This is a genomic window from Bradyrhizobium sp. P5_C12 (assembly GCF_054049735.1).
In genome coordinates this window covers 53,212-75,686 of sequence record NZ_JBFULU010000033.1, presented here as the reverse complement: position 1 = coordinate 75,686, position 22,475 = coordinate 53,212, and the positions used below count along the sequence as shown (strand labels likewise).

The 22,475-nt window shown below is 66.2% G+C and carries 24 protein-coding genes; 17 read left to right on the top strand and 7 right to left on the bottom strand.

What is annotated here, in order from left to right; all coding sequences use genetic code 11:
• Positions 1-9: 9 nt before the first annotated feature.
• From ACXJMY_RS26075 to ACXJMY_RS26060, 4 genes are all read left to right on the top strand, one after another.
• On the top strand, positions 10-840 hold the full coding sequence (locus ACXJMY_RS26075) for an N-acyl homoserine lactonase family protein (RefSeq protein WP_456622219.1): 831 nt from the start codon (positions 10-12) through the stop codon (positions 838-840).
• A 94-nt stretch (positions 841-934) separates the two neighbouring features.
• Complete coding sequence (locus ACXJMY_RS26070) at positions 935-1,813, top strand: DMT family transporter (RefSeq protein WP_456622208.1); 879 nt, start codon at positions 935-937, stop codon at positions 1,811-1,813.
• Positions 1,814-2,098: 285 nt separating this feature from the next.
• Complete coding sequence (locus ACXJMY_RS26065; protein ID WP_456622207.1) at positions 2,099-2,812, top strand: hypothetical protein; 714 nt, start codon at positions 2,099-2,101, stop codon at positions 2,810-2,812.
• A gap of 84 nt (positions 2,813-2,896) precedes the next feature.
• Positions 2,897-4,960, top strand: a complete 2,064-nt coding sequence (locus ACXJMY_RS26060; protein ID WP_456622206.1) for a methyl-accepting chemotaxis protein — start codon at positions 2,897-2,899, stop codon at positions 4,958-4,960.
• 32 nt (positions 4,961-4,992) lie between these two features.
• Here the strand turns inward: ACXJMY_RS26060 and ACXJMY_RS26055 are convergent, their stop codons facing one another.
• Together ACXJMY_RS26055 and ACXJMY_RS26050 are read right to left on the bottom strand one after the other, a co-directional pair.
• Positions 4,993-5,181 carry a hypothetical protein gene (locus ACXJMY_RS26055; RefSeq protein ID WP_456622205.1) on the bottom strand — a complete coding sequence of 63 codons (189 nt, stop codon included), beginning with the start codon at positions 5,179-5,181 and terminating at the stop codon, positions 4,993-4,995.
• A gap of 31 nt (positions 5,182-5,212) precedes the next feature.
• Positions 5,213-6,370, bottom strand: a complete 1,158-nt coding sequence (locus ACXJMY_RS26050; protein WP_456622204.1) for an MFS transporter — start codon at positions 6,368-6,370, stop codon at positions 5,213-5,215.
• 162 nt (positions 6,371-6,532) lie between these two features.
• On the opposite strand from ACXJMY_RS26050, the gene ACXJMY_RS26045 reads away from it, so the two are divergent.
• A complete protein-coding gene (locus tag ACXJMY_RS26045) occupies positions 6,533-7,792 on the top strand; it encodes an adenylate/guanylate cyclase domain-containing protein (RefSeq protein WP_456622203.1) in 1,260 nt (419 codons plus the stop codon).
• Between the two features lie 45 nt (positions 7,793-7,837).
• Here ACXJMY_RS26045 and ACXJMY_RS26040 read toward each other — a convergent pair whose 3' ends face one another.
• A complete protein-coding gene (locus ACXJMY_RS26040; protein WP_456622202.1) occupies positions 7,838-9,082 on the bottom strand; it encodes an MFS transporter in 1,245 nt (414 codons plus the stop codon).
• A 167-nt stretch (positions 9,083-9,249) separates the two neighbouring features.
• On the opposite strand from ACXJMY_RS26040, the gene ACXJMY_RS26035 reads away from it, so the two are divergent.
• Positions 9,250-10,602 carry an Nramp family divalent metal transporter gene (locus ACXJMY_RS26035; protein ID WP_456622201.1) on the top strand — a complete coding sequence of 451 codons (1,353 nt, stop codon included), beginning with the start codon at positions 9,250-9,252 and terminating at the stop codon, positions 10,600-10,602.
• Positions 10,603-10,623: 21 nt separating this feature from the next.
• Here ACXJMY_RS26035 and ACXJMY_RS26030 read toward each other — a convergent pair whose 3' ends face one another.
• The 4 genes from ACXJMY_RS26030 to hemB form a co-directional block, all read right to left on the bottom strand.
• Positions 10,624-11,082, bottom strand: coding sequence for a hypothetical protein (locus ACXJMY_RS26030; protein WP_456622200.1), 459 nt, complete (start codon positions 11,080-11,082; stop codon positions 10,624-10,626).
• Positions 11,083-11,145: 63 nt separating this feature from the next.
• Positions 11,146-11,922 carry an arginyltransferase gene (locus ACXJMY_RS26025; protein ID WP_456622199.1) on the bottom strand — a complete coding sequence of 259 codons (777 nt, stop codon included), beginning with the start codon at positions 11,920-11,922 and terminating at the stop codon, positions 11,146-11,148.
• Positions 11,923-12,041: 119 nt separating this feature from the next.
• A complete protein-coding gene (locus tag ACXJMY_RS26020; protein ID WP_456622198.1) occupies positions 12,042-12,599 on the bottom strand; it encodes an RDD family protein in 558 nt (185 codons plus the stop codon).
• A 291-nt stretch (positions 12,600-12,890) separates the two neighbouring features.
• Positions 12,891-13,949, bottom strand: a complete 1,059-nt coding sequence (gene hemB, locus ACXJMY_RS26015) for a porphobilinogen synthase (protein ID WP_456622197.1) — start codon at positions 13,947-13,949, stop codon at positions 12,891-12,893.
• 137 nt (positions 13,950-14,086) lie between these two features.
• On the opposite strand from hemB, the gene ACXJMY_RS26010 reads away from it, so the two are divergent.
• The 11 genes from ACXJMY_RS26010 to thiL all read left to right on the top strand — a co-directional run bounded on the left by ACXJMY_RS26010 (position 14,087) and on the right by thiL (position 22,443).
• Positions 14,087-14,590 carry a DUF6163 family protein gene (locus tag ACXJMY_RS26010; protein WP_456622196.1) on the top strand — a complete coding sequence of 168 codons (504 nt, stop codon included), beginning with the start codon at positions 14,087-14,089 and terminating at the stop codon, positions 14,588-14,590.
• A gap of 477 nt (positions 14,591-15,067) precedes the next feature.
• Positions 15,068-15,586, top strand: coding sequence for a transcriptional regulator LdtR (gene ldtR / locus ACXJMY_RS26005; protein WP_011087797.1), 519 nt, complete (start codon positions 15,068-15,070; stop codon positions 15,584-15,586).
• A 202-nt stretch (positions 15,587-15,788) separates the two neighbouring features.
• Entirely contained in the window at positions 15,789-16,025 is a 237-nt protein-coding gene (locus ACXJMY_RS26000; protein WP_456622195.1) for a hypothetical protein, read from the top strand.
• Positions 16,026-16,067: 42 nt separating this feature from the next.
• The gene (locus ACXJMY_RS25995; protein WP_247349426.1) at positions 16,068-16,289 is read left to right on the top strand and encodes a hypothetical protein; all 222 of its coding nucleotides are present in this window, start codon (positions 16,068-16,070) and stop codon (positions 16,287-16,289) included.
• Between the two features lie 263 nt (positions 16,290-16,552).
• Positions 16,553-17,851: a serine hydroxymethyltransferase gene (gene glyA, locus ACXJMY_RS25990; RefSeq protein WP_456622194.1), complete on the top strand. Its 1,299-nt coding sequence runs from the start codon at positions 16,553-16,555 to the stop codon at positions 17,849-17,851.
• Between the two features lie 15 nt (positions 17,852-17,866).
• Positions 17,867-18,349, top strand: coding sequence for a transcriptional regulator NrdR (gene nrdR / locus ACXJMY_RS25985; RefSeq protein ID WP_007603426.1), 483 nt, complete (start codon positions 17,867-17,869; stop codon positions 18,347-18,349).
• Positions 18,346-19,494 carry a bifunctional diaminohydroxyphosphoribosylaminopyrimidine deaminase/5-amino-6-(5-phosphoribosylamino)uracil reductase RibD gene (ribD, locus tag ACXJMY_RS25980; protein ID WP_456622193.1) on the top strand — a complete coding sequence of 383 codons (1,149 nt, stop codon included), beginning with the start codon at positions 18,346-18,348 and terminating at the stop codon, positions 19,492-19,494. The genes nrdR and ribD overlap by 4 nt, the downstream gene beginning before the upstream one ends.
• Positions 19,494-20,117, top strand: a complete 624-nt coding sequence (locus ACXJMY_RS25975; protein WP_456622192.1) for a riboflavin synthase — start codon at positions 19,494-19,496, stop codon at positions 20,115-20,117. The genes ribD and ACXJMY_RS25975 overlap by 1 nt, the downstream gene beginning before the upstream one ends.
• Positions 20,118-20,277: 160 nt before the next feature.
• The gene (gene ribH, locus ACXJMY_RS25970) at positions 20,278-20,769 is read left to right on the top strand and encodes a 6,7-dimethyl-8-ribityllumazine synthase (protein WP_456622191.1); all 492 of its coding nucleotides are present in this window, start codon (positions 20,278-20,280) and stop codon (positions 20,767-20,769) included.
• A gap of 2 nt (positions 20,770-20,771) precedes the next feature.
• On the top strand, positions 20,772-21,269 hold the full coding sequence (nusB, locus tag ACXJMY_RS25965) for a transcription antitermination factor NusB (protein WP_456622190.1): 498 nt from the start codon (positions 20,772-20,774) through the stop codon (positions 21,267-21,269).
• Positions 21,270-21,444: 175 nt separating this feature from the next.
• Positions 21,445-22,443 (top strand): thiamine-phosphate kinase, encoded by a 999-nt coding sequence (thiL, locus tag ACXJMY_RS25960; protein WP_456622189.1) that lies wholly within the window; start codon positions 21,445-21,447, stop codon positions 22,441-22,443.
• The last annotated feature ends 32 nt before the right edge of the window (positions 22,444-22,475 follow it).

Genomic DNA, 22,475 nt, shown 5'->3' with positions numbered 1-22,475 from the left:
GGAATAAGAATCATGCCCCGGATCAAGCTCGCTCTCGCCGTCGTCGCACTCGCTCTGTCCGGCCATGCGGCCGTGGCGCAGTCGGAGAAAGGCGGCGTCGAGAAGCTCTATGTCCTCAATTGCGGCGAGGGCACCGCCGGCGATATCTCGCGCTGGACGCCCGGCCTGAACGAGGGCAAGACGATGGACTTCGTCGACAGCTGCTATCTCATCAAGCACAGCAAGGGCTGGTTCCTGTGGGACACCGGCATCGCCGATTCCGTTGCGGCCATGCCCAATGGCCTCGCGCCCGCCGATCCCAAGGCTGTCACCTGGCGGCGCCCGAAGACGCTTGCCGCCCAGCTTGAGCAGCTCGGCGTCAAGCCGGTCGACGTCAAGGCGATGGCCGTCTCGCACACGCATCCCGACCACACCGGCAATGTCGAGCTGTTTCCACAGGCCACGCTCTACGTGCAGAAGGCCGAATATGACTGGCCTGGCGCCAACAATGAGCCGCGCTTCAAACCCTCGCATCCCGTCGAGCTGCTCGCGGGCGACAAGGACGTGTTCGGCGACGGCAGCGTGACCATTCTGTCCACGCCCGGCCATACGCCGGGACACCAATCGCTGCTGGTGAAACTGCCGAAGACCGGCGCGGTGGTCCTGTCCGGCGACGCCGTTCACTTTAGGGATAATTGGGACAACCGCCGCGTGCCCAGCATGAACGCCAACAAGGAGCAGAGCGCGGTCTCGATGCAGAAGATCGCCGACACCCTGGCCAAGGAGAAGGCGCAGCTCTGGATCAACCACGACAAGGCCCAGCGCGACAGCCAGAAGATGTCGCCGGAGTTTTACGACTAGCCCGGCATTGTTCTGCTGCCACGTCCCTGCTGCCACCATGCTGGCAGCAGGGACGTGCTAACCGCCCCGGCAAGCTCCGCGACAGGAGACGATTGTGGGGGAATGGCTCGGGGTTGCGATCGCGCTGGCGTCCAGCAGCCTTGGCGGTACGGCGGCGGCGATCACGCGCTATCTCGTCGGCGGCGCCGATCCGGTCCTGCTTGCGATCCTGCGCTGGGGGATCGGCTTTCTCTGCCTGCTGCCGTGTGCGCTTCTGCTGGGCGTGCGCTGGCCGCAGCGGCCGGATTGGCCGGCCGTGGTGTTGCTCGGCATCTGCTTCTTCGGTTTGTTCTTCATCCTCTACAACATCGCGGTGTCCTACACGACCGCTGCGCGGGCCAGTCTCGCGCTGGCGACGCTGCCGCTCCACACCATGGTGGTCGGTGCGATCCTCGGCGTAGAACGGCTGACCGCGCGCAAGATCGCGGGCGTCGGCATCGCCGTGCTCGGCGTGGCGGCGGCGCTCGCCGCGGGCCTGGCGCAGAGCCCGCCGGGGGCCTGGCGTGGCGAGCTGATCATGACCGGGGCCGTGTTCTGCATGGCGTTCTACAACGTGCTGTCCCGCCCGCTGATGCAGCGCTCGAGCGCGCTCGGCTTTCTCACGGTCGGCATGGGCGCGGGTGCCGCCGTGCTGGTGCTCGCGGATCTGGCCAAGGGCAGCTTTGCCGCGCTCGATCACTTCACGACGGCGCAGTGGGGCGCCGGCATCTATCTCGGCATTGGCGGCGGTGCGCTCGCCTTCATCCTCTGGGTCATGGCGCTGGCGCGCGCGACGCCGACCCGGGTCGCCAATACGATGACGGTCAATCCGATCGCCGCCGCCTTGCTGGCGGCGCTGCTCGTGGGTGAGCCGATCACGCCAAATCTTCTCATCGGGCTCATCGCGGTGTTCGCCGGAATCTGGATTGCGACCGGCGAAACGAAGACGGCGTGACCAGCTCCGCACAGCGCGACAGTTTGAAATTGTCGCCGGCAATTTACCGATAGTTCACGTCACACGCCGCCGTTCGCCGTGCCGTCCAATGCAGGTGGAAGCGGAGTGCGGGCGTTGCCGTGCCTATAGTTTCAGCAAGGCAGTCATCAGCGATCCGACAGGCATGCCGTTCGCAGAGGCGGGTCATGCATTTCTGAAATCCCGATCAGGCCTTCACTTAAGCGGACTTTAAAGAGTCGGCCGCTATGCATGCAAACGTGCATAACTCAACAGGACGGCAAGGATATGCGTAATGCGATGGGACGGCGTCAGTTCTTGTGCGGTTGCTGCGCGGTGCTTGGAGCTGCGGCACTGCCGGGACGCGTGAGCGCCGCGGGCGATCCCGAGATCGTCCCGATCGAGTTTGCGAGCTTTCACGACCAGACGTTCAGCAACGAATATCTGCAGTTCATGAATGTCACGATCCCGCCCGGACAGATCGCCGCCTATCACCGGCACACCAGGGACTTTGCCCAGGTGTACATGGCCGTCTCGGATGCCGAGGGCACGCCGCTGGGAGGCAAGCCTGTCATCACGCCGCGCAAGGTCGGAGAAGTGCTGTTCACCAACTACACGAAGCAGCCGGTGGTGCACCAGGTTGCCAATGTCGGCTCCAGCGATTTCCGCATCATGGGGTTCGAGTTGTTCGACTCGCAGCCTGGCCGCTTTTCACCGCTCGCTCGCCCCGAGCCCTACGTCTCGGTCATGGACAACCACCGAGTCCAGGCCTGGCGGTTGATCCTGCGGCCGGGTGAGGTTGCGGCACCGATGCAGCAGGCGGCGCCCGGCGTACGTATCGTCGTGCAGGGTGGCGTGCTGGTCGAGGGCGTGCAGGGGAAGCCGGACCACAAGCTCAACCTGAAGTATGGCGATTTCGCGTGGCAGAATGCGGGTCCCGTACGGACGATGCGCAACGCAGGCCAATCCACCGTCGAGCTTGTCGAATTCGAATTGAAGTGAGGCGCGGCATTCGGGCGAGGGGAGCGTTCCTGCTGAGCGGGCAGCCCTCACTTCCTGGGTTCTGATGCGAATGAGGAGTGGGGCGTGTCTATCAAGCGGTCGGGAATTGCCATTGCAGCGCTGATGTCGGGCGTCGTCGTCCTGACGTCAGGCCTTCAACTGAGCGAGCGCTGGCGCGCTTACCAGAACGCCATCGCGGCGCACGCCCTGGAGACCCGTCTGGCTGCAGGCTTCGATGCCGTCGGCAGCCTGACCATCGAGCGTGGTCCCGTCAATCGGGCGCTGCTCGGGAAATCCGCCGCGGACGATGCGGTGCTCAAGGAGTTTGCCGCCAATCGCCGAACGAGCGATGAGGCACTGGAGAAACTGGAGACGCTTGCCCGCGGCGATGCTGACTTGACGCAACGGGTCAAGGCGGCCGCAGCAAAGATCGCCGCCGCGCGTGAAGAGGCCGCGTCGCAGTGGCAGAAGCCGCTGACTGAGCGTCCCGGCGGCATCGCTGCCAAGGCGATGCGAGACTATGCCGAGGCGATGGCGAGCCTGAATGAACTCCTGGAGTCCGGCATCAAGGCGACGATGCGGCTGAGCACCACGGCGGGAAACCTGCTCGACGTCGCGCAGAAGGGCTGGGTGATCCGCCAGACCGCCGGCCAGGTCTCGCTGTTGATCTCGGGGCTCGTGACATCCGGCCGTCCGGCCACGTTGGCGGAGCGGGACGAATTGAGCGCCGCCAACGGCCAGATGACGCGGCTTTGGGCTGAAATCCTCGATCGCGGCGATGACGTTCACGCCCCCAAGAACACGCGGGCCAGCGTCGCCGCGGCCAGGGATCGCTATTTCGGTTCGGACAAGCCGCTACGCGACGGGCTGACCAAGGCCGCATTCAACGGCACCCCTTACGAGGTATCGGTGGATGAGTGGCGCAAGTCCGCCACGAGCGCGAACGCCTCGCTGCTGGGAATCCGCGATGCCGCCTTGCGCGACGCGCAGGCCGTGGCCGAGCAGGACGAAGCCGACGGGCTCGGCGGCATCTTGTTCGCCGGCGCGGCCATTCTGGTCGTTCTGGGATTGTCCGCAGCTTCGTCGCTGCTGCTCGTGCGCCACCTGCTCACGCCGATCTCGAAGCTGTCGGAGGTGATGACCCGGCTTGCCCGCAACGAGGAGGCCGAGGTGCCGTTTGCCGCCCGCAAGGATGAGATCGGCGGCATGGCTCTCGCAGTGCAGGTCTTCAAGGAGGCCATGGCCACCACCAATCGACTGGCTGGCGAACAGGCCGCCGAGCGGGTCGTCAAGGAGAAACGCGCTGCGCGTCTCGAAGGCCTGGTTCGCGACTTCGAGACCAAGGCGGGAGCAATGGTGGCGCTGCTGGCGTCGGGGGCGACCGAGCTCGAGGCGACAGCGCAATCCATGTCCTCGACCGCGACGCAGACCAAGGGGCGGGCGACCACGGTCGCGGCGGCTGCCGAGGAAGCGAGCGTGGGCGCGAGCACGGTTGCCTCCGCGGCCGAGGAATTGACGGCGTCGATCAGCGAGATCAGCCGCCAGGTCGCACAATCATCGACGATCACCGGCCGTGCGGTGGCCGATGCGCAGCGGACCGACAAGATTGTGCAGACGCTGGCGGAGGGGGCCGAGAAGATCGGCGCGGTGGTCACCTTGATCCAGGCCATCGCCGCTCAAACAAACCTGCTGGCCCTGAATGCGACGATCGAGGCGGCGCGGGCCGGCGATGCAGGGCGAGGCTTTGCCGTGGTCGCCTCCGAGGTGAAGATGCTGGCGACCCAGACCGGGACGGCGACCGCGGAGATCGGGGCCCAGATCGCGCAAATTCAGGCAGCCACCAAGGAGGCTGTCGACGCGATCCGCGGAATTACCGGGACGATCGAAGAGGTCAGCTCGATCTCGAATGCGATCGCGACGGCGGTCCAGGCGCAAGGCGTGGCGACGGCGGAAATCGCCCGCAACGTTCAGCAGACGTCGCAGTCGGTCAAGGACGTGACCGCGACCATCAGTGGCGTGAGCAAGGCGGCAACGGAAACGGGGGTCGCGGCGACCGAGGTGCTGAGCGCGGCAGACGGCCTGTCGCGACAGGCCGAGCAGCTGACAAGCGAGGTGGGCAGCTTTGTCGAGGAGGTCCGGGCCGCCTGAGGCGCGATGGCTTCAGGTTGAAGCGTCATGCGTTAGCGCGGTGTCGTGACCGGCGGCGGGCTCGTGTCCTGCGTCTTCTTCGGCTTCAGCGTGCCGGCATAGAACGAGAGCAGCCAGACCAGGATGATGGCGAGGAGATAGACGCCCCAGGCTTGCGGCGGGGTGGTCGCCCAGCGCAAGAGGCCTTTGAATGTGCGGGGCGGGCCGGTGTCGTCGCTCATGGCCCGCTTGTGCGCGAAAGCGGCTGCGCGGTCAATCCGGCCGCCGTTCCGCGCGGACGAGAAACAGCGCCGCCAGCGCCGAGAGGCTAAGCGCGGACGAGACGATCAGCACCTTGGCTCCCATCACGTCGATCAGCAGGCCGAAGGCCAGCGGCGCCACGGCTTGCGCCATCCGCGCCGGCGCGCCGATGATGCCGAGGCGATAGCCGAAATCCTTCGGGCCGAAGATCGACAGCGGCAGGGTGCCGCGGGCGATGGTCAGGATGCCGTTGCCCGAGCCGTGGAACAGCGCAAACGCGCTCGCCGCGGCGCCGCCGAAGATCGCCACGACCACTGCGCCGATCGGGTGGGTGAGGCAGGCGAGCCGCGTCGACCACAGCGGATGAAAGCGGCTGAGGAAGCCCGCCTCGAGCACCCGCGCGGCCACCTGCGCGGGGCCGATCAGCGCACCGGCCGCGATCGCCTCCACCGGCGTCGCGCCCGTGGTCTCCAGGATGCGCGGGAAATGCGCGGCCATCGCGCCGGTGACGGTCCAGACCGCGGCGAAGATGAAGGCGAGCAGGATCATGGTGCGGTCGAGCGGCACGTGCGGCTTCGCCGCCGTCGCCGCGGCCTGCCTGGCGCCCTTGATCGTCGGCAGCATGAAGAAGTTCAGCGGCAGGCCGATCAGGATATTGGCGGCGGCCCAGGCAAAGCAGGTGTCGCGCCAGCCGATATGGGCAAGGCCCCAGGCAGTGAGCGGCCAGCCGACGGTCGAGGCAAAGCCCGCCATCAGCGTGATGCCGGTGATCGAACGGCGCGCCTCGGTGCCGTAGATCCGGCCGAGCGCGGCGAAGGCGGCATCGTAGAGCCCCATCGCCATGCCGATGCCGAGCACCAGCCAGGCGATCGCCATCAGCGCCACCGATTGCGAGACGCCGAGCAGCACGAGGCCGGCGGCGATGGTCAGGTTCGAGGCCGACAGCACCTGCCGGCCGCCGACCAGATCGATCTGCCGCCCGATGCGCGGGCCGAGCATCGCCGAGATCACCAGCGAGGCCGAGAACGCGCCAAAGATCCAGTTCGAGGAGACGCCGAGGTCGCGCGCCATGGGATCGGCGAGCAGGGCCGGCAAATAGTAGCTGGAAGCCCAGGCCAGGGTCTGCGTGGTGCCGAGCGCCAGGATGATCGGAAGCTGGCGTTGGCTCATGTCCTCGTATTTCTGGTCTGCGGCGGGGTCATTGGTTGCATTTGCGGCCCGCGTGCACAGCGCGTCAACAGCGTCCGCGGCATATTCGATCTGCCGCGGGCGGGAGCCTCGGCGGTGCATGGTCCGCCTTTCGCTCGTCACGAATGCACGCCATAATGGCGCATGCAATTGACCTCGCGCCTCGCGCTGATGAACTGGCTGACCGGCCAGGGGCTCACGGGCCTGCCTGAAAACGAACTGCTCCGAGGGTTCTGCGAGCGCTGCCGCGCCGAAGGACTGGAACTCTCGCGCGGGCTGGTCGTCATCGACACGCTGCACCCGATCTATGAGGGCCGTGGCTTCCGCTGGAGCGACCGGCAGAGCAACGAGAGCGACGTGTTCGAATACGGCTCGACCGCCGAAGGCGATGCGGCCAAGAGCTGGCGCCGCTCGGTGTTCTTCCACATGCTCGAGCATGGCGACGACGAGATGGTGATCGATCTTGCCGACGCGCCGTCGCTCGATTTCTCGCAGATCGGCGAACTCGCCGAAAAGGGCCACCGGCACTATCTCGCCTTCGTGCACCGCTTCGGCGAGAACGGCGCGCTCGGCCTGATGGACTGCCTCTATTCCTGCTGGACCACGCGCCGCCCCGAAGGTTTCGGCGAGGACGGGCTCGCCGCGCTGCGCGATCTCGTGCCGGTGCTGGGGCTCGCGATCAAGTCAGCGCAGCAGATGGACATCGCGCGCACGCTCGGCCGGGTCTATCTCGGCCGCGATGCCTCCGAGCAGGTGCTGCGCGGGCGCATCTCGCGCGGCGTCACCGAGCGCATCAACGCCGTGCTCTGGTATTCGGATTTGCGCGGCTCGACCGGAATCAGCGAGAGCATCGGACCCGACGAGATCATCCCGTTCCTCAACGACTATGCGCAGGCCGTGATCGACGCGATCCACGACGCCGGCGGCGACGTGCTGAAGCTGATCGGCGACGGCGTGCTCGCGATGTTCTGGGGCGAGGATATGGCGGATGCGCGGCGTGCCGCGCTGCGCGCCGAGCATCTGTTCCGCAAGAACGTCGCGGCGCTGAACGCGCGCCGGGCGGCCGTCGGCCGTCCGACCACGTCGGCCTATATCGGCCTGCATGTCGGCGAGGTCCTTTACGGTAATATCGGCAGCGAGGACCGGCTGGATTTCACGGTTGTCGGGCCGACCGTGAACGAGGTCAGCCGCATTGCCTCGATGAGCCGCTCGGTCGACCGCGAGCTGTTGGCGTCGGCGGAGTTCTACAAGGGCCTGGACGCCGCCGGCCGCCGCTATCTCGTCTCCACCGGCCGCTATGCGCTGCGCGGCATCGGCCGCGCGCAGGATCTCTACACGCTCGATCCGGAGGTCGACGCGAGTGAACCGGTGACGGGGAGCTATGAGCGGTATCTGGCGGGGTAGCTCTCGCCGTCGTCCCGGCCTTCGGGACGACGGCGGAGAATTTTGCTAACACCGCACCGCCGCGCCGTCCCCCACCATCTCYGGCTGCCGGTCCAGCGCCACCGCCGGTGACAGCAGGATCACCAGCGCCTGCACGCCGAACACGGCTGCGGCGAGATACAGGCACGCTTCCGCGCTCCAGAAGCCGCCGACGACCGCTCCCAGCGCCGAGCCGAGCGGGCGGGCGCCGTAGCTCATGATGTTGATGGCGGAGACGCGGCCGAGCAGGCGCGGCGGCGTCACCGATTGGCGCAAGGTGGTGGTCGAGATCACCCACAGGATTGGCCCGACGCCGAGCAGGAAGAAGCTGAGGCCCGCGAGCCAGGGCGAGGGGACCAGCACTGTCAGCGCCATCACCACCGCGGCCACGAAGCCGGTGACCGGCCCAAGCCCCACAACGGTGCCAAAGGCGATTGCGCGCATCACCCGCGTTGCGAACAGCGCGCCGATCACCATGCCGACGCCGTACATCGTCAGCACGGCGCCGACGCCGGTCGCCGACAGACCGAGATGGCGTACGGCGTAGGGCACGAACACCGCGATCTGGAGGAACCAGCCGGTGTTGAAAATGAACTGGGTGATGAACACCGGCCGCAGCAGCGGGTGGTGGAACACGAAGGCCGCGCCTTCGCGGATGTCCTGGAACGGATGCCGTTGCGGCGCCGGCGTGCGGGCGGGCTCGTAGATGCCGGAGAGCAGCACCACCGCAATCGCGGAGAGGGCCGCGGCAAAGCCGAAGGCGAGGCTCGCGCCCCACCAGCCGACCAGCGCGCCGCCGAGCGCAGGGCCGCTGGCGAAGGCGATGGTGCGCGCGAGCTCGATCCGGGCATTGGCGGCCGGCAGCAGGTCCGAACTCACCAGCGAGGGCACCAGGGCCGGTGCGGCCACGCTGTAGACGACGGTGCCGCACACAGCGGCGAAGCCGAGCAGCGCCAGCAGCGGCAGATTGAGCCCGCCGAGCGCGAGCAGCAGCACGATCGCCGCGAGCGCGACCGCTCGCAGGGCCTCTGCACCCGCCATCAGCGAACGGCGCGAGATGCGGTCGGCGAGCAGGCCGGCCGGAATCGCGAACAGCACGAAGGGCAGCGTGAGGGCGGTCTGCAACAGGCCGGTCTGGCCTTCCGCGACCCCGAGCGTCAGCACCGCGACGATGGGGGCTGCGGCGAGCGCGATCTGCTCGGCCGATTGCGCCGCGAGGTTGGACCAGGCGAGGCGATTGAACGTCGGCGGGAGGCGAGGGGACGTTGGCATGGCTCATTTCCTGCAAAGTCGATCTGGCGCCAGTATCCGCTCCCCGGGACGCCCAAACCCACCCGCTTCCCGACAAGGGCCGCGACCGGCCGGCGACGGGGAACCGGCGCGGCTAGATGCAGTTGCAAATGAGTTGCAATAAGACCCGACTTCGGTATTCTGGCCTCATGGATGCCCGATCACCCGACCTCACTCGTGATGCCGCCGGCTGGCGCGTCGATGCCCCCACCACCAAGAGCCTCGCCGAGGTCAATGGCACGGTTGCCATTCCCGCCGCGGGCCACTGGGGGCGGCGGCTGCTCGCCTTTGTCGGCCCCGGCTATCTCGTCTCGGTCGGCTACATGGATCCCGGCAATTGGGCGACCGACCTCGCCGGCGGATCGAAGTTCGGCTACACGCTGCTCTCCGTCATCCTGCTCTCGAACCTGATGGCGATCCTGCTCCAGTCGCTGGCAGCACGGCTCGGCATCGTCACCGATCGCGATCTCGCGCAGGCCTGCCGCGCGACCTATTCGCCTGCCGTGAATTTCATGCTGTGGCTGGCCTGCGAGGCGGCGATCATCGCCTGCGATCTCGCCGAGGTGATCGGCACGGCGATTGCGCTCAAACTTTTGTTCGGCATTCCCCTGATCGGCGGCGCACTGATTGCCGCGCTGGATGCCTTCCTGCTGCTGATCCTGATGAACCGCGGCTTCCGTTTCCTGGAAGCCTTCGTCATTGCGCTGCTCGCGGTGATCGCGATCTGCTTCGGGGTCCAGATCGTGGCCGCAGCGCCTCCCGTGGCTGAAGTCCTGCACGGCTTCGTGCCGAAGACCGAGATCTTCACCAATCCTGAAATGCTCTACATCGCGATCGGCATCATCGGCGCCACCGTGATGCCGCATAATCTCTATCTGCACTCGTCGATCGTGCAGACGCGGGCCTATGAGCGCAACGACTCCGGCCGGCGCGAAGCGATCAAATGGGCGACGACGGACTCGACCATCGCGCTGATGCTGGCGCTGTTCATTAATGCCGCGATCCTGGTGGTGGCAGCCGCGACCTTCCACAACAGCGGCCATTCCGACGTCGCCGAGATCGGCCAGGCCTTCGAGCTGCTGTCGCCGTTGCTCGGTCTCGGCATGGCCTCGACACTGTTCGCGGTGGCGCTGCTCGCCTCGGGTCTGAATTCGACGGTGACGGCGACGCTCGCCGGCCAGATCGTGATGGAGGGTTTCCTCGACCTGCGCCTGCCGAGCTGGGCGCGTCGCCTGCTCACGCGCGGCATCGCCATCGTTCCGGTGATCGTCGTCACTGCGATCTACGGCGAGCGCGGCACCGCCGATCTCTTGGTGTTCAGCCAGGTCGTGCTGTCGATGCAACTGCCCTTCGCCGTCATCCCGCTGGTGCGCTTCGTCTCCGACCGCCGCAAGATGGGCCAGTTCGTGATCCCCGCGTGGGTCGCGGCGATCGCGTGGATCGTCGCGGGCGTGATCGTGGTTTTGAACTTGAAGCTGCTGGCGGATACGCTGTTCGGGTGAGGGCGCTTGCGGGTATAGCCGCTAGCAGAGCCCGCTCATGTGCTTGAACTTCCAGAGCGACGGCAATCCCTGCGGGCTGGTTTTCGGCACGTAGCCGCGCAACGTCGTCTTCGGCCCTTTCTGCTTGAACTCCTCGATCCCGCATGATGTCGGGCCTTCGTACACGCTCACTGTCACGACATAAAAATCGGGAAGAACGCCCTCGATCCGGGCGTCGGATTCGACGTCGGCGTTCGGGCGCCGCCATGTGTGAAGGATCTTGCGGCCAGGTTCGGGCTTGTCGAACAAGGGCAGGTCCGGCGCGAAGAGATCGGCGACCTCGCCAACCTTGACGACTGGCTGGCCGTAGTCTTTGAGGAACGTGAGAAGATTCGGGGCGGGAGGCGTCACCGCGATGCAGCGGCCAAAATACTCTTTGTGGCCGGCTTCACAGGCATGAGCATCGATGCTCGACGGGATGATCACCGAGAGTGCGACCATGACAGAACCTGCCGATGGCAAGCGAAGACCTCCGCTCGACGCACGACGTCGAACCACTGCCTCTTAATCCTGCGGCTCGGACGCAGCGTCGCCCTGTGCGTCGATGCGCAGCCAGCCTGATGGCGCGAGGCGCTGCTGCGGCAGGAAGCGGGCCTTGTAGTCCATCTTCTTGGAGCCATCGATCCAGTAGCCGAGATAGACGTAAGGTAGGCCCTGGCGGCGGGCGCGGACGATGTGGTCGAGGATCATGAAGGTGCCCATCGAGCGGCTGACCTGGCTCGGCTCGAAGAACGAGTAGACCATCGACAGGCCGTCGCTGAGCACGTCGGTCAGCGCCACTGCGATCAGCTCCTCGCCGCGGCCGGTGATGCCGCTGTCGGGACCGCGCTTGCGGTACTCGATGATGCGGGTCTCGACATGGCTGTCCTCGACCATCATGGCGTAGTCGAGCACAGTCATGTCGGCCATGCCGCCGTGGCGGTGGCGGGCGTCGAGATAGGCGCGAAACACCGAATATTGCTCGGAGGTCGGGACCGCGCTGCGCTGCTCGCCGATGATGTCGGCGTTGCGCGCGATCACCTTGCGGAAGTTGCGGGAGGGGCGGAACTCGTTGGCGATGACCCGGACCGAAACGCAGGCGCGGCACTGGTCGCAGGCCGGCCGGTAGGCGATCGACTGGCTGCGGCGGAACCCGCCATGGGTCAGCAGGTCGTTGAGGTCGCCGGCGCGCTCTCCCACCAGGTGCGTGAACACCTTGCGCTCATGCCGGCCCGGCAGATACGGGCAGGGCGAGGGCGCCGTGAGGTAAAATTGTGGGGTATCGCGCGAGTGCTGGGTCAAGGGACGTCGTGGGCCTCCAAAGTGAGTATCAGCATCGCGCTACGAAAGCTCCCGGTCAATCGCTCTGCTCGGCGGGGCAGATCGGTCAGTTTAGATGGTCCTGGTTGATAGGTCCTTGATCACCAGGTTCTGGCCGCTTCCGGCACGGGTGCGCGAACGGAATTGTTGACGATGACCGTTCCCAGCACGAAATCATGCAGCAGGCGCCGCCGGCCGTTGAACAGGCCGACCAGCACCACAAAGGGCGACAGGAACGACACCGTCACCCAGAACAGCACGGCATGGGTGGCGCCGAGCACGAAATAGCCGGGTGCGCCGTACCAGGTGCGCAACTCCAGGTCCATTACCCGCATCCCGATCGTCGCGGACGAGGGACCACCGATGCAGGCGCCGTAATAGACGATGGCCCAGACCACGGAAGCGGGCCAGGCGAGCCAGAACAGCGCCCAGCCGATGCCGAGCGTCACCACGCCGAACACGGCGATGAAGAGGTAGCCGAGGATGACCGGCACCGAGATCACGATCATGTCGATCAGGAAGGCGAACACCCGCCGCGTCGCCACGCCGCGGAACAGTTCCGGATGCAAATAAGGATCATAGGCATTCGGCGGAACCCCGCCATCATTGCGCCAGGCGCCCGCCTGGGGACCTGAATTGCCCGAGTCCGAATACGACATGGTCCGTCCTCCCCGAGGGAAACTCCCGTAGCAGGACATGGGAACAGGCCGTCCGCGTGCCAAGGGTGCGCCGACGTCAACAAGCCGAAATATTCCGGCGATTCGGGGGCGGGGGAGGCTCGTGGAAGGTGCGGCACTTCCACCGTCGTCCTGGCGAAAGCCAGGACCCATTACCCCAGGGAGAAGTTTGTCGAAGACTAGAAGTTTGATCCCTTCGCCGGTACGAATACCGCCCGCCATCGATGGATCACACGGTATGGGTCCCGGCCTTCGCCGGGACGACGTTGGGGTTTACCCCTGCGCTCGCAGCTTCTCCGCCGCCTTCGGCGCGAAGTAGCTCAGCACGCCGTCGGCGCCGGCGCGCTTGAAGGCCAACAGGCTCTCCATCATCGCGCGGTCGCCGTCGAGCCAGCCATTGCCTGCGGCGGCCGCGATCATCGCGTATTCGCCGGAGACCTGGTAGGCGAAGGTCGGCATCGCAAAGGTGTCCTTCACCCGCCGCACCACGTCGAGATAGGGCATGCCGGGCTTCACCATCACCATGTCGGCGCCCTCGGAAATGTCGAGCTCGACCTCGCGCAGCGCTTCGTCGGTGTTGGCGCTGTCCATCTGGTAGGTGCGCTTGTCGCCGGTGAGCGTCTTGGCCGAGCCGATGGCGTCGCGGAACGGGCCGTAGAAGGCGGAGGCGTATTTGGCCGCATAGGCCATGATCTGCACGTCGAGCAGGCCGGCGCGATCCAGCCCCTCGCGGATCGCGGCGACGCGGCCGTCCATCATGTCCGAAGGCGCGATGATGTCGCATCCGGCCTCGGCCTGCACCAGGGCCTGGCGCACCAGCACGGCAACCGTCTCGTCGTTCAGGATCCGGCCGTCGGCGATCAGGCCGTCATGGCCGTGGCTGGTGAAGGGATCGAGCGCGACGTCGCAGAGAATGCCGAGATCGGGAAACTCCTTCTTGATCGCGCGCACGGCCTGGCAGACCAGATTGTCCGGGTTGGTCGCTTCCGATCCTTCCTCGTCGCGCAGGGACGGATCGGTGTAGGGAAACAGCGCGATGCAGGGGATCGTGAGCTTCATCGCGCGCTCGGCCTCGCGCACGGCCTGGTCGACGCTGAGGCGGTCGACGCCCGGCATCGAGGCGATCTGCTCGCGCTTGTTGTCGCCGTCGATCAGGAACAGGGGCCAGATCAGATCGTCGGTGGTGAGCACGTTCTCGCGCACCATGCGCCGGGCCCATTCCGCCTTGCGGTTGCGGCGCGGCCGGACGGTCAGATCGAGGGCAGGGGAGGCTGCCGCACCGGGGCGAGCCACCTCGCGCAGTTCGATCGGACGTCCGTATTTGATCGCCATCACTCTTCCTCCGGCTGGAATTATTCTTATACCAGCTCGCATGGTTCCCGCCACCGCGGCTTGACCTGCCGCAAGGCAGAATTGAACTGACGGGGCAGCCGATTGATTTTGCGGGGAGAAGCAGCCAGAAGGGGGCCATGTCCGAGATATCAACCCGCGACGCGGCCCGCGACAGCGCCAATGCCAGGGACGCCGTCAGAGACAATGCCAGAGACAACGCAATGTCGGTGGCTGCGATCTCGTCGGAGCGCGCCGATACCGACGACAATGTCTGGACCCGCCGGCTCGTGCTGTTCCTGCGGGTGATGGCGCTGCTCTCGATCCTCAAAGGTCTCTATCATTGGGCGCAGGTGACCGGCTTCGTCGGCGGCGAGGACGAGGCGTTCGAGAACCAGTCGATGGCCTGGCAGGCCGCGACCGTCTACTTCGCCGTCATCGAGCTCGTTGCCGCCGTCGGCCTGTGGCTCGCGACACCCTGGGGCGCGGTGGTGTGGCTGACCACCGTGGTGTCGATGGCGGTGATCGAACTGATGTTCCCGGGCATCTACGGCGGCAGCCTGGTCGTCGTCGGCGTGGAAGCCTTCATGCTTGCGGCCTATCTCGCGCTCGCCTGGATGGCCGCGCGCGAGCGGCCGCCGTAGCGTGCGCACGCCTCTTGTAGGATGGGTAGAGCGAAGCGAAACCCATCATCGACGTACGCCTGCATCGATGGGTTTCGCTTCGCTCTCCCCACCCTACGATCTGTTCAACTCCGGGACACGCGCGCAGTTGTGCGCGGTTGGTTGACCGTTGGTTGCCTAAAATTTGCGGTAACTTTTCGTTGACTCCGTGCATTCCGCCACAGCTCTTACGCGCGCGTTTCGAAACGGGGCGGCCCTGTACTGGAATGCGACAGGGCCGGCGGACGGAGGGTGAACAGGACCTTGCGACGGTCAACAGACGGTTGCGAAAAGCCCTTGTGGCACAGGCTTAATCCGCAATTCACTGTCTTAAATTCATGATCTCTTTATTCTCTTATTTAAGCGGATCTTCAAACGGCCCCCTTAAGTTGCACCTATCAGACGGAGCACAAGTTTCGTCGAATAAGTGTCGATAAAAACGACAACAGGGGAAGTGTCATGATGAAAGCCGTCGCAACTGCGGCAGATACCGCAGAGCGCGTCTCCGGCCAGCAGGGTTCGGTGCAGTCGCTCTATCTGGAAGCTTTGACTCTGGTGGAGCGGCTGCATCGCCGGCTCCTCGATGTGATCAAGGACGAGTTCGATCGTCGTGGTCGCGCCGACATCAATTCGGTGCAGGCGCTCCTGCTCTACAACATCGGCGACAAGGAGCTGACCGCGGGCGAACTGCGCACGCGCGGTTACTATCTCGGCTCCAACGTCTCCTACAATCTGAAGAAGCTCGTCGAGCTCGGCTTCCTCGATCATCAGCGCTCGCGCGTCGATCGCCGCTCGGTGCGCATCCGCCTGACGCCGCAGGGCCAGGAAGTCCGTCGCATCGTCGACTCCCTCTACCAGAAGCACGTCAAGACGGTGGAGCAGGTCGGTGGCATCTCGGGCGAGGAGTTCTCGACCCTGAACAAGTCGCTGCACCGCCTCGAGCGGTTCTGGACCGACCAGATCCTGTATCGTCTCTGAGCCCTTTTTCGACGGGATCAAGGCCAAGCCGGCCCGCAACAAGACCGGCAAGCCTCCCGAACGTGCCTAACTTCCCCAAGCGCACCGGCCCGGCTCTGCCCGGACCGGTGCGTTTTGTCGTTTCGCGGCTGCGAGAAAATTCGCCGGCCGGGCGGAACCAGTTCCCCGCATCGCCGTTGTGTCTTTCGGATCGGAGGATGCGATGCTGGTCGAACGCGGGTTGCAGGCCATGAACGTCGAGCTCGTGAGCGATGCCTATGCCATCGCCGCCAACTACCTTCGCCGCTCCGGCGCGATCCCCGACACGCTCGTCACCAACGAGCGCCTGCTCGAAATCGTCATCAAGCTGCTCCAGCATGGCGAATTCAACAAGATCAGGCTCGCCAACAAGGCAATCGCCAGGTTCGAGGCGCAGGCCGAGACCCGAGCGGTTGCCTGACCGAAACGCCCGAAATCAGATGACATGAACCAGAGGGGTGACATGGAAGCCGCCATCGACCGCATCATGCAGACCTACGACCTGCTCGCCAACCGCTCCTCCGCGGCGAGCGCGGAGGCCCGCGCCAAGGTGACGAACTACCTCAACACGTTGATGGAAGCCGGCGAGAAGGACACCCACCGGTTGACGGTCTGCGGCCTGACCTATCTGCGCCAGCTCGACGGCAGCGTGGACCCGGTGAAGGCGGGGTATACGGGGTTGTAGCGGGGAGGCCGGCCACCACCGGCGGGCGCTCGCACAAATAGGTCCAAAGCGGGCCTTTCAGAGATCATCGGAGCGGGGCGGTCCATGGAGCGTCCTCGCCTAATCCTCCAATCCCCACCATATCTGGCATAAATCCTGTCCCGGACCCGCAAATGCTTGGCCGGGGGCGGGCGATGTGGTAGATCGCGCTCGCAGCTTCCGATCACCACACCAGACCCGCCCGCAGCCCGCCAAAAGGTTGCGGCGGTGGAGATATTCGCAAGATGACCTTCGCCAAAACCGCCTCCGCGCCCGATTCGTTTTTCACCGCCTCGCTCGACCAGGCCGACCCGGAAATCGCCGCCGCCATCAAGGGCGAGCTCGGCCGGCAGCGCCATGAGGTCGAGCTGATCGCCTCCGAGAACATCGTCAGCCGTGCCGTGCTGGAAGCGCAGGGTTCGGTGATGACCAACAAATATGCGGAAGGTTATCCGGGCGCGCGCTACTACGGCGGTTGTGAATGGGTCGACGTCGCCGAGAACCTCGCGATCGATCGCGCGAAAAAACTGTTCGGCGCGAACTTCGCCAACGTGCAGCCGAACTCCGGCAGCCAGATGAACCAGGCGGTGTTCTTGGCGCTGCTCCAGCCCGGCGACACCTTCATGGGTCTCGACCTCGCCGCCGGCGGCCATCTCACCCACGGTTCGCCCGTCAACATGAGCGGCAAGTGGTTCAAGGCCGCGCACTACACCGTGCGCCGCGAGGACCAGATCATCGACATGGATGCGGTGGCCAAGCAGGCCGAGCAGGTCAAGCCGAAGCTGATCATCGCCGGCGGCTCGGCCTATTCGCGCGCCTGGGACTTCAAGCGCTTCCGCGAGATCGCCGATAGCGTCGGCGCTTATCTCCTGGTCGACATGGCGCATTTCGCCGGCCTCGTCGCCGGCGGCGTGCATGCCTCGCCCGTGCCCTATGCCCACGTCACCACGACCACGACCCACAAATCGCTGCGCGGCCCGCGCGGCGGGTTGATGCTGTGGAATGACGAGACGCTAACCAAGAAGCTCAACTCGGCGATCTTCCCGGGCCTTCAGGGCGGCCCGCTGATGCATGTGATCGCGGCGAAGGCGGTCGCCTTCGGCGAGGCGCTGCGGCCGGACTTCAAGGTCTACGCGAAAAACGTCGTCGAGAACGCCAAGGCGCTGGCCGAGACGCTGAAGAGCCACGGCTTCGATATCGTCTCCGGCGGCACCGACAACCATCTGATGTTGGTCGACCTCAGGCCGAAGGGCCTGAAGGGCAACGCCTCGGAGAAGGCGCTGGTGCGCGCGGCCATCACCTGCAACAAGAACGGCATTCCCTTCGACCCCGAAACGCCCTTCGTCACCTCGGGCCTGCGTCTGGGCACCCCGGCTGCGACCACGCGCGGCTTCGGCGTCGCTGAATTCCAGCAGGTCGGCGGCCTGATCGCCGAGGTCCTGAACGCGATCGCGCAGTCCTCCGACGGCAAGGCGCCGCTGGTGGAAGCCGCGATCAAGGAACGGGTCAAGGCGCTCACCGATCGGTTCCCGATCTACCAGTAAGGCTGGGCTAAACGGATGCGCTGCCCGAACTGCAACAGTCTCGATACGCAGGTAAAGGACTCGCGTCCGACCGAGGACTCTTCCGTGATCCGCAGGCGGCGCGTGTGCGTCGCCTGCAATTTCCGCTTCACCACCTTCGAGCGCGTGCAGCTGCGCGAGCTCACCGTGATCAAGCGCAACGGCCGCCGCGTGCCGTTCGACCGCGACAAGCTGATGCGCTCAGTGTCGATCAGTCTGCGCAAGCGGCAGGTCGAGCCGGAGCGGGTGGAGAAAATGGTATCCACCATTGTGCGCGAGCTCGAGACCGGGGGCGAGGCCGAAATCTCCTCCGAGGTGATCGGCGAGACCGTGATGGAGCATCTGCGCACGCTCGACGACGTCGCCTATGTGCGCTTTGCCTCGGTCTACCGCAATTTCCGCGAGGCCAAGGATTTCGCCGACGTGCTCGGCGAGCTCTCCGGTGAGGAGGAAGCGCGGCTCGCCGCGATCCGCAAATGATCTTCCGCATCCTGGAAGATCAGTTCGCGCAGAAGGCCCGCGAGTCCAAGGACGCCGATCGCCGCTTCATGCAGCTTGCACTGGCGCTCGGCCGGCGCGGGCAGGGCCGCACCTGGCCCAATCCGGCCGTCGGGGCCGTCATCGTCAAGGACGGGGTGATCCTCGGCCGCGGCTGGACGCAAGAAGGTGGTCGTCCGCATGCGGAGCCTGAGGCGCTGCGGCGGGCCGGCGAGGCGGCACGCGGGGCCACGCTCTACGTCACACTGGAGCCGTGCTCGCATTTCGGCAAGTCGCCGCCCTGTGCGGACGCGGTGATCGCGGCCGGCATCAAGCGCGTGGTCGCGGCAATCGAGGACCCTAATCCGGACGTCGCGGGTCAGGGCCATGCACGGCTGCGTGCCGCGGGCATCACGGTGGATGTGGGCCTGTGCGCGGCGGAGGCCGCGTTCGACCACGCCGGCCATTTCCGCCGCATTCGTGACAGGCGTCCGCATGTGATCCTGAAGCTCGCGGTCTCGCCCGACGGCAAGATCGGCGCGGCCGGCGCCAAGCCGGTCGCCATCACGGGCGAAGCCGCGCGCAATCGCGTGCATCTGTTGCGCGCCCAGAGCGACGCCATCCTGGTCGGCATCGGCACGGTGCTGGCGGACGATCCGCTTCTCACCTGCCGCCTGCCGGGCATGGCGGCGCGCTCGCCGGTGCGCGTGGTGCTCGATCAGAGCCTTCGTATTCCGGCATCGAGCAAGCTCGTCCGCTCCGCGCGCGAGACGCCGCTCTGGGTGGTCGGCTCGGAGCTTGCGGAAGCCGCGGCCGCGACACGGCTTGGCGCTGCCGGTACGCAGGTCATCCGGGTGCCGCCGGGCAGCGCATCCGGGCTCGATCTTTCGGCTGCGCTGCATGCGCTGGCCGGGAAGGGCATCACGCGGCTGATGGTCGAAGGCGGCAGCCGCGTTGCGGCATCGTTCGTGGCGGGCGACCTGGTCGACGAGATCTGGCTGTTCCGCGGTGCGGACGCTGTCGGCGCCGATGGCGTGGATGCGCTCGATGCATTGCCCCTGTCGAAAATCACGCAGTCGCAGGCCTTCAAGGTTCATGCTAGCGAAACATTCGACAAGGATACTCTCACCATCTACGAGCGCGCCTAATGTTCACCGGCATTGTCACCGATATCGGCGAGATCGTCAGCCTGAAGCCTGTGGCGCAGGGGCAGCTGCATCGCCTGCGCATCGCCTGCCGCTATGATCAGACCACCATTGCCGACGGCGCATCGATCGCCTGCAACGGCGTCTGCCTGACCGTCGTGGCCTCCGGCGTCGAGGGCGGCAAAGACTCTTCTAAAAGGACTTGGTTCGATGTCGATGCCGCGGCCGAGACGCTGGCGCTGACCACGGCAAAGCGCTGGCAGGGCGGCACCAGGCTCAATCTCGAGCGCGCGCTGAAGATCGGCGACGAGCTCGGCGGCCACATCGTCGCCGGCCATGCCGACGGAATCGCGACCATCGTCAGTCGCGAGGACCTGCCGGACATGGCGCGGTTCGCGTTCAGCACGACGCGGGAGCTGGCGCGGTTCATCGCCACCAAGGGCTCGATCACGCTCGACGGCGTGTCGCTGACGGTCAATACGGTTGCGGACGTGACCTTTTCGGTGCTGATCATCCCGCATACCCTGAGCGTGACCACGCTGAGCGGCTGGAAGGCGGGCGACGAGGTCAATATCGAGGTCGACCTGATGGCCCGCTACGCGGCGCGGCTGACGGAGATGAAGTGACCGGCGCAGCCGGTCATTCCGGGATGGTCCGAAGGACCAGACCCGGAATCTCGAGATTCCGGGGTCGATGCTTCGCATCACCCCGGAATGACAGTTTAAAACTTGGCTTACCGATTGGCGGCGACTACATAACGCCGACCTCTGTGAAACGGATTTGATGATGGCAGACGCGCGGCGCGCACCCCTGAAGGACCAGACCGACATTTCCGGCGCGCGCGCGCTGATTGTCGAGGCACGGTTCTATGATGACCTCCAGGACGCCCTGCTGGAAGGCGCCGTGGCCGAGCTGAAGGCGGCCGGCCTGACGCACGACGTCATCACGGTTCCCGGCGCGCTGGAGATCCCGGCGGCGGTCGCCATCGCGGTCGATGCCGCGGCGGCCAACGGCAAGCCGTATGACGCGGCGATCGCGCTCGGCTGCGTGATCCGCGGCGATACCATCCATTTCGAGATCGTCTCGCAGGAATCCTCGCGCGCGCTGATGGACCTCGCGGTGGCGCGCAAGCTGCCGCTCGGCAACGGCATCCTCACCGTCAACACCGAGGCGCAGGCCTGGGCGCGGGCGCGCGCCAGCGAGCTCAACAAGGGCGGCGACGCCGCGCGCGCGGCGATTGCCATGCTGCGCATCAAGCGCCGTCTGGCGCAGGCTTGATCATGGTCGACAACAGCAAAAAGCCGCCGGCTGGCACAGAGAAGAAAGCGAACCGGCGCGGTGCGGCGCGGCTCGCGGCCGTCCAGGCGCTGTATCAGATGGACATCGCCGGCGCCGGCATCAACGACATCTTTGCCGAGTTCGAGAGCCACTGGCTTGGTAACGAGGTCGAGGGCGACACTTATCTTCCGGCGGAAGCGGCCTTCTTCCGCGACGTCGTCTCGGGCGTCGTGCGCGACCAGAAGAAGCTCGATCCCCTGATCGACGAGGCGCTGTCGAAAGGATGGCCGCTGAAGCGCATCGAGGCGATTTTGCGCGCGGTGCTGCGGGCAGGGGCCTACGAACTGGAACACCGCAAGGACGTGCCGGGCCGCGTCGTCGTGTCCGAATATGTCGACGTCGCCAACGCCTTCGTCGACCGCGAGGAGACCGGCATGGTGAATGCGGTGCTCGACCAGATCGGCCGCCAGTTTCGCGGCGACGAATTCGGGCGGGGGTAGTTATCCGCGAGGGCGGTGAAGTGACGCGATACGGCTGCCGCATTCTCTGTCGTCATCACCCGCGAAAGCGGGTGATCCAGTACGCCGCGACGGTCGTGGTTCATCACTGCCGTCTCGGCGTACTGGATCGCCCGGTCAAGCCGGGCGATGACAGCGGTGTGTTTGGCTGACGCTGATGGCAAACCCGCACGATCCCTCCGGCGAAGACTCCCTGATCGCGCGCTATTTCAAGCCGCTGGCGACCGATCCCGGCGCGCTGGGGCTGGTCGATGATGCCGCGATCCTGTCCTCGTCCGGCGACGACATCGTTGTCACCACCGACGCCGTCGTCGAAGGCGTGCATTATCTTGCCACCGATCCGCCCGACACCATCGCGCGCAAGGCGCTGCGGGTGAACCTCTCAGATCTCGCGGCCAAGGGCGCTGTACCCGCCGGTTTCGTGCTGACGCTGGCCCTGCGCAGCAGGGAGGATCGCTGGCTCAGGCCGTTTGCGGATGCGCTCGGTGAGGACGCCAACACCTTCGCCTGCCCGCTGCTTGGCGGCGATACGGTGTCGACGCCGGGACCGCAGATGATCTCGATCACCGCCTTCGGCCGCGTGCCGCAGGGGCGGATGGTCGGCCGCACCGGCGCGCGGCCGGGCGACCTTATCCTGGTGACGGGAACGATCGGCGATGCCGCGCTCGGCCTCGACGTGCTCACCGGTGGTGCGGTGGCGGATGCGCTGGCCTCCGATCCGATCGCGCGAGAGATGCTGGTCTCGCGCTATCGCGTGCCGCAGCCGCGCAACGTGCTGGCGCAGGCCGTGCGTGACCATGCAACGGCTGCGATGGACGTCTCCGACGGGCTCGCCGGTGATCTGACGAAGCTCTGTGCGGCCTCAGGCGTCTCGGCCACCATCGACGTGGCGCGCGTGCCGCTGTCCGCGGCGGCCGCCGGCCTCGTTGCGCGTGACATCGTTTGCGTTGAGACGCTGCTGGCCGGGGGCGACGATTACGAGGTGCTGTGCACCGTGCCGGCCGCGCACAGCGATGCGCTGATTGCCGCGGGGCGGGCGGTGGGGCTCGGCGTCACGGCGATCGGCACGATCGTGGCGGGCCATGAGCGGCCGCGCTTCCTGGACGGGCAGGGCAAGGAACTGGCCCTGAAGCGGCTTTCGTACAGCCACTTCTAGGAATTGCTCCAAACCGGCGCGCGAGCGCGCTC

Coding starts and splice junctions, on each gene's coding strand:
- ACXJMY_RS25975 (WP_456622192.1), top strand. CDS start 19,494: ATGTTCACCGGCATTGTCACCGATATCGGCGAGATCGTCAGCCTGAAG.
- ACXJMY_RS26000 (WP_456622195.1), top strand. CDS start 15,789: ATGCTGGTCGAACGCGGGTTGCAGGCCATGAACGTCGAGCTCGTGAGC.
- ACXJMY_RS26035 (WP_456622201.1), top strand. CDS start 9,250: ATGGATGCCCGATCACCCGACCTCACTCGTGATGCCGCCGGCTGGCGC.
- glyA (WP_456622194.1), top strand. CDS start 16,553: ATGACCTTCGCCAAAACCGCCTCCGCGCCCGATTCGTTTTTCACCGCC.
- hemB (WP_456622197.1), bottom strand. CDS start 13,949: ATGGCGATCAAATACGGACGTCCGATCGAACTGCGCGAGGTGGCTCGC.
- ACXJMY_RS26010 (WP_456622196.1), top strand. CDS start 14,087: ATGTCCGAGATATCAACCCGCGACGCGGCCCGCGACAGCGCCAATGCC.
- ACXJMY_RS26065 (WP_456622207.1), top strand. CDS start 2,099: ATGCGTAATGCGATGGGACGGCGTCAGTTCTTGTGCGGTTGCTGCGCG.
- ACXJMY_RS26045 (WP_456622203.1), top strand. CDS start 6,533: ATGCAATTGACCTCGCGCCTCGCGCTGATGAACTGGCTGACCGGCCAG.
- ACXJMY_RS25995 (WP_247349426.1), top strand. CDS start 16,068: ATGGAAGCCGCCATCGACCGCATCATGCAGACCTACGACCTGCTCGCC.
- ribH (WP_456622191.1), top strand. CDS start 20,278: ATGGCAGACGCGCGGCGCGCACCCCTGAAGGACCAGACCGACATTTCC.
- ACXJMY_RS26020 (WP_456622198.1), bottom strand. CDS start 12,599: ATGTCGTATTCGGACTCGGGCAATTCAGGTCCCCAGGCGGGCGCCTGG.
- ACXJMY_RS26050 (WP_456622204.1), bottom strand. CDS start 6,370: ATGAGCCAACGCCAGCTTCCGATCATCCTGGCGCTCGGCACCACGCAG.
- nrdR (WP_007603426.1), top strand. CDS start 17,867: ATGCGCTGCCCGAACTGCAACAGTCTCGATACGCAGGTAAAGGACTCG.
- ribD (WP_456622193.1), top strand. CDS start 18,346: ATGATCTTCCGCATCCTGGAAGATCAGTTCGCGCAGAAGGCCCGCGAG.
- ldtR (WP_011087797.1), top strand. CDS start 15,068: ATGATGAAAGCCGTCGCAACTGCGGCAGATACCGCAGAGCGCGTCTCC.
- nusB (WP_456622190.1), top strand. CDS start 20,772: ATGGTCGACAACAGCAAAAAGCCGCCGGCTGGCACAGAGAAGAAAGCG.
- ACXJMY_RS26030 (WP_456622200.1), bottom strand. CDS start 11,082: ATGGTCGCACTCTCGGTGATCATCCCGTCGAGCATCGATGCTCATGCC.
- ACXJMY_RS26055 (WP_456622205.1), bottom strand. CDS start 5,181: ATGAGCGACGACACCGGCCCGCCCCGCACATTCAAAGGCCTCTTGCGC.
- thiL (WP_456622189.1), top strand. CDS start 21,445: ATGGCAAACCCGCACGATCCCTCCGGCGAAGACTCCCTGATCGCGCGC.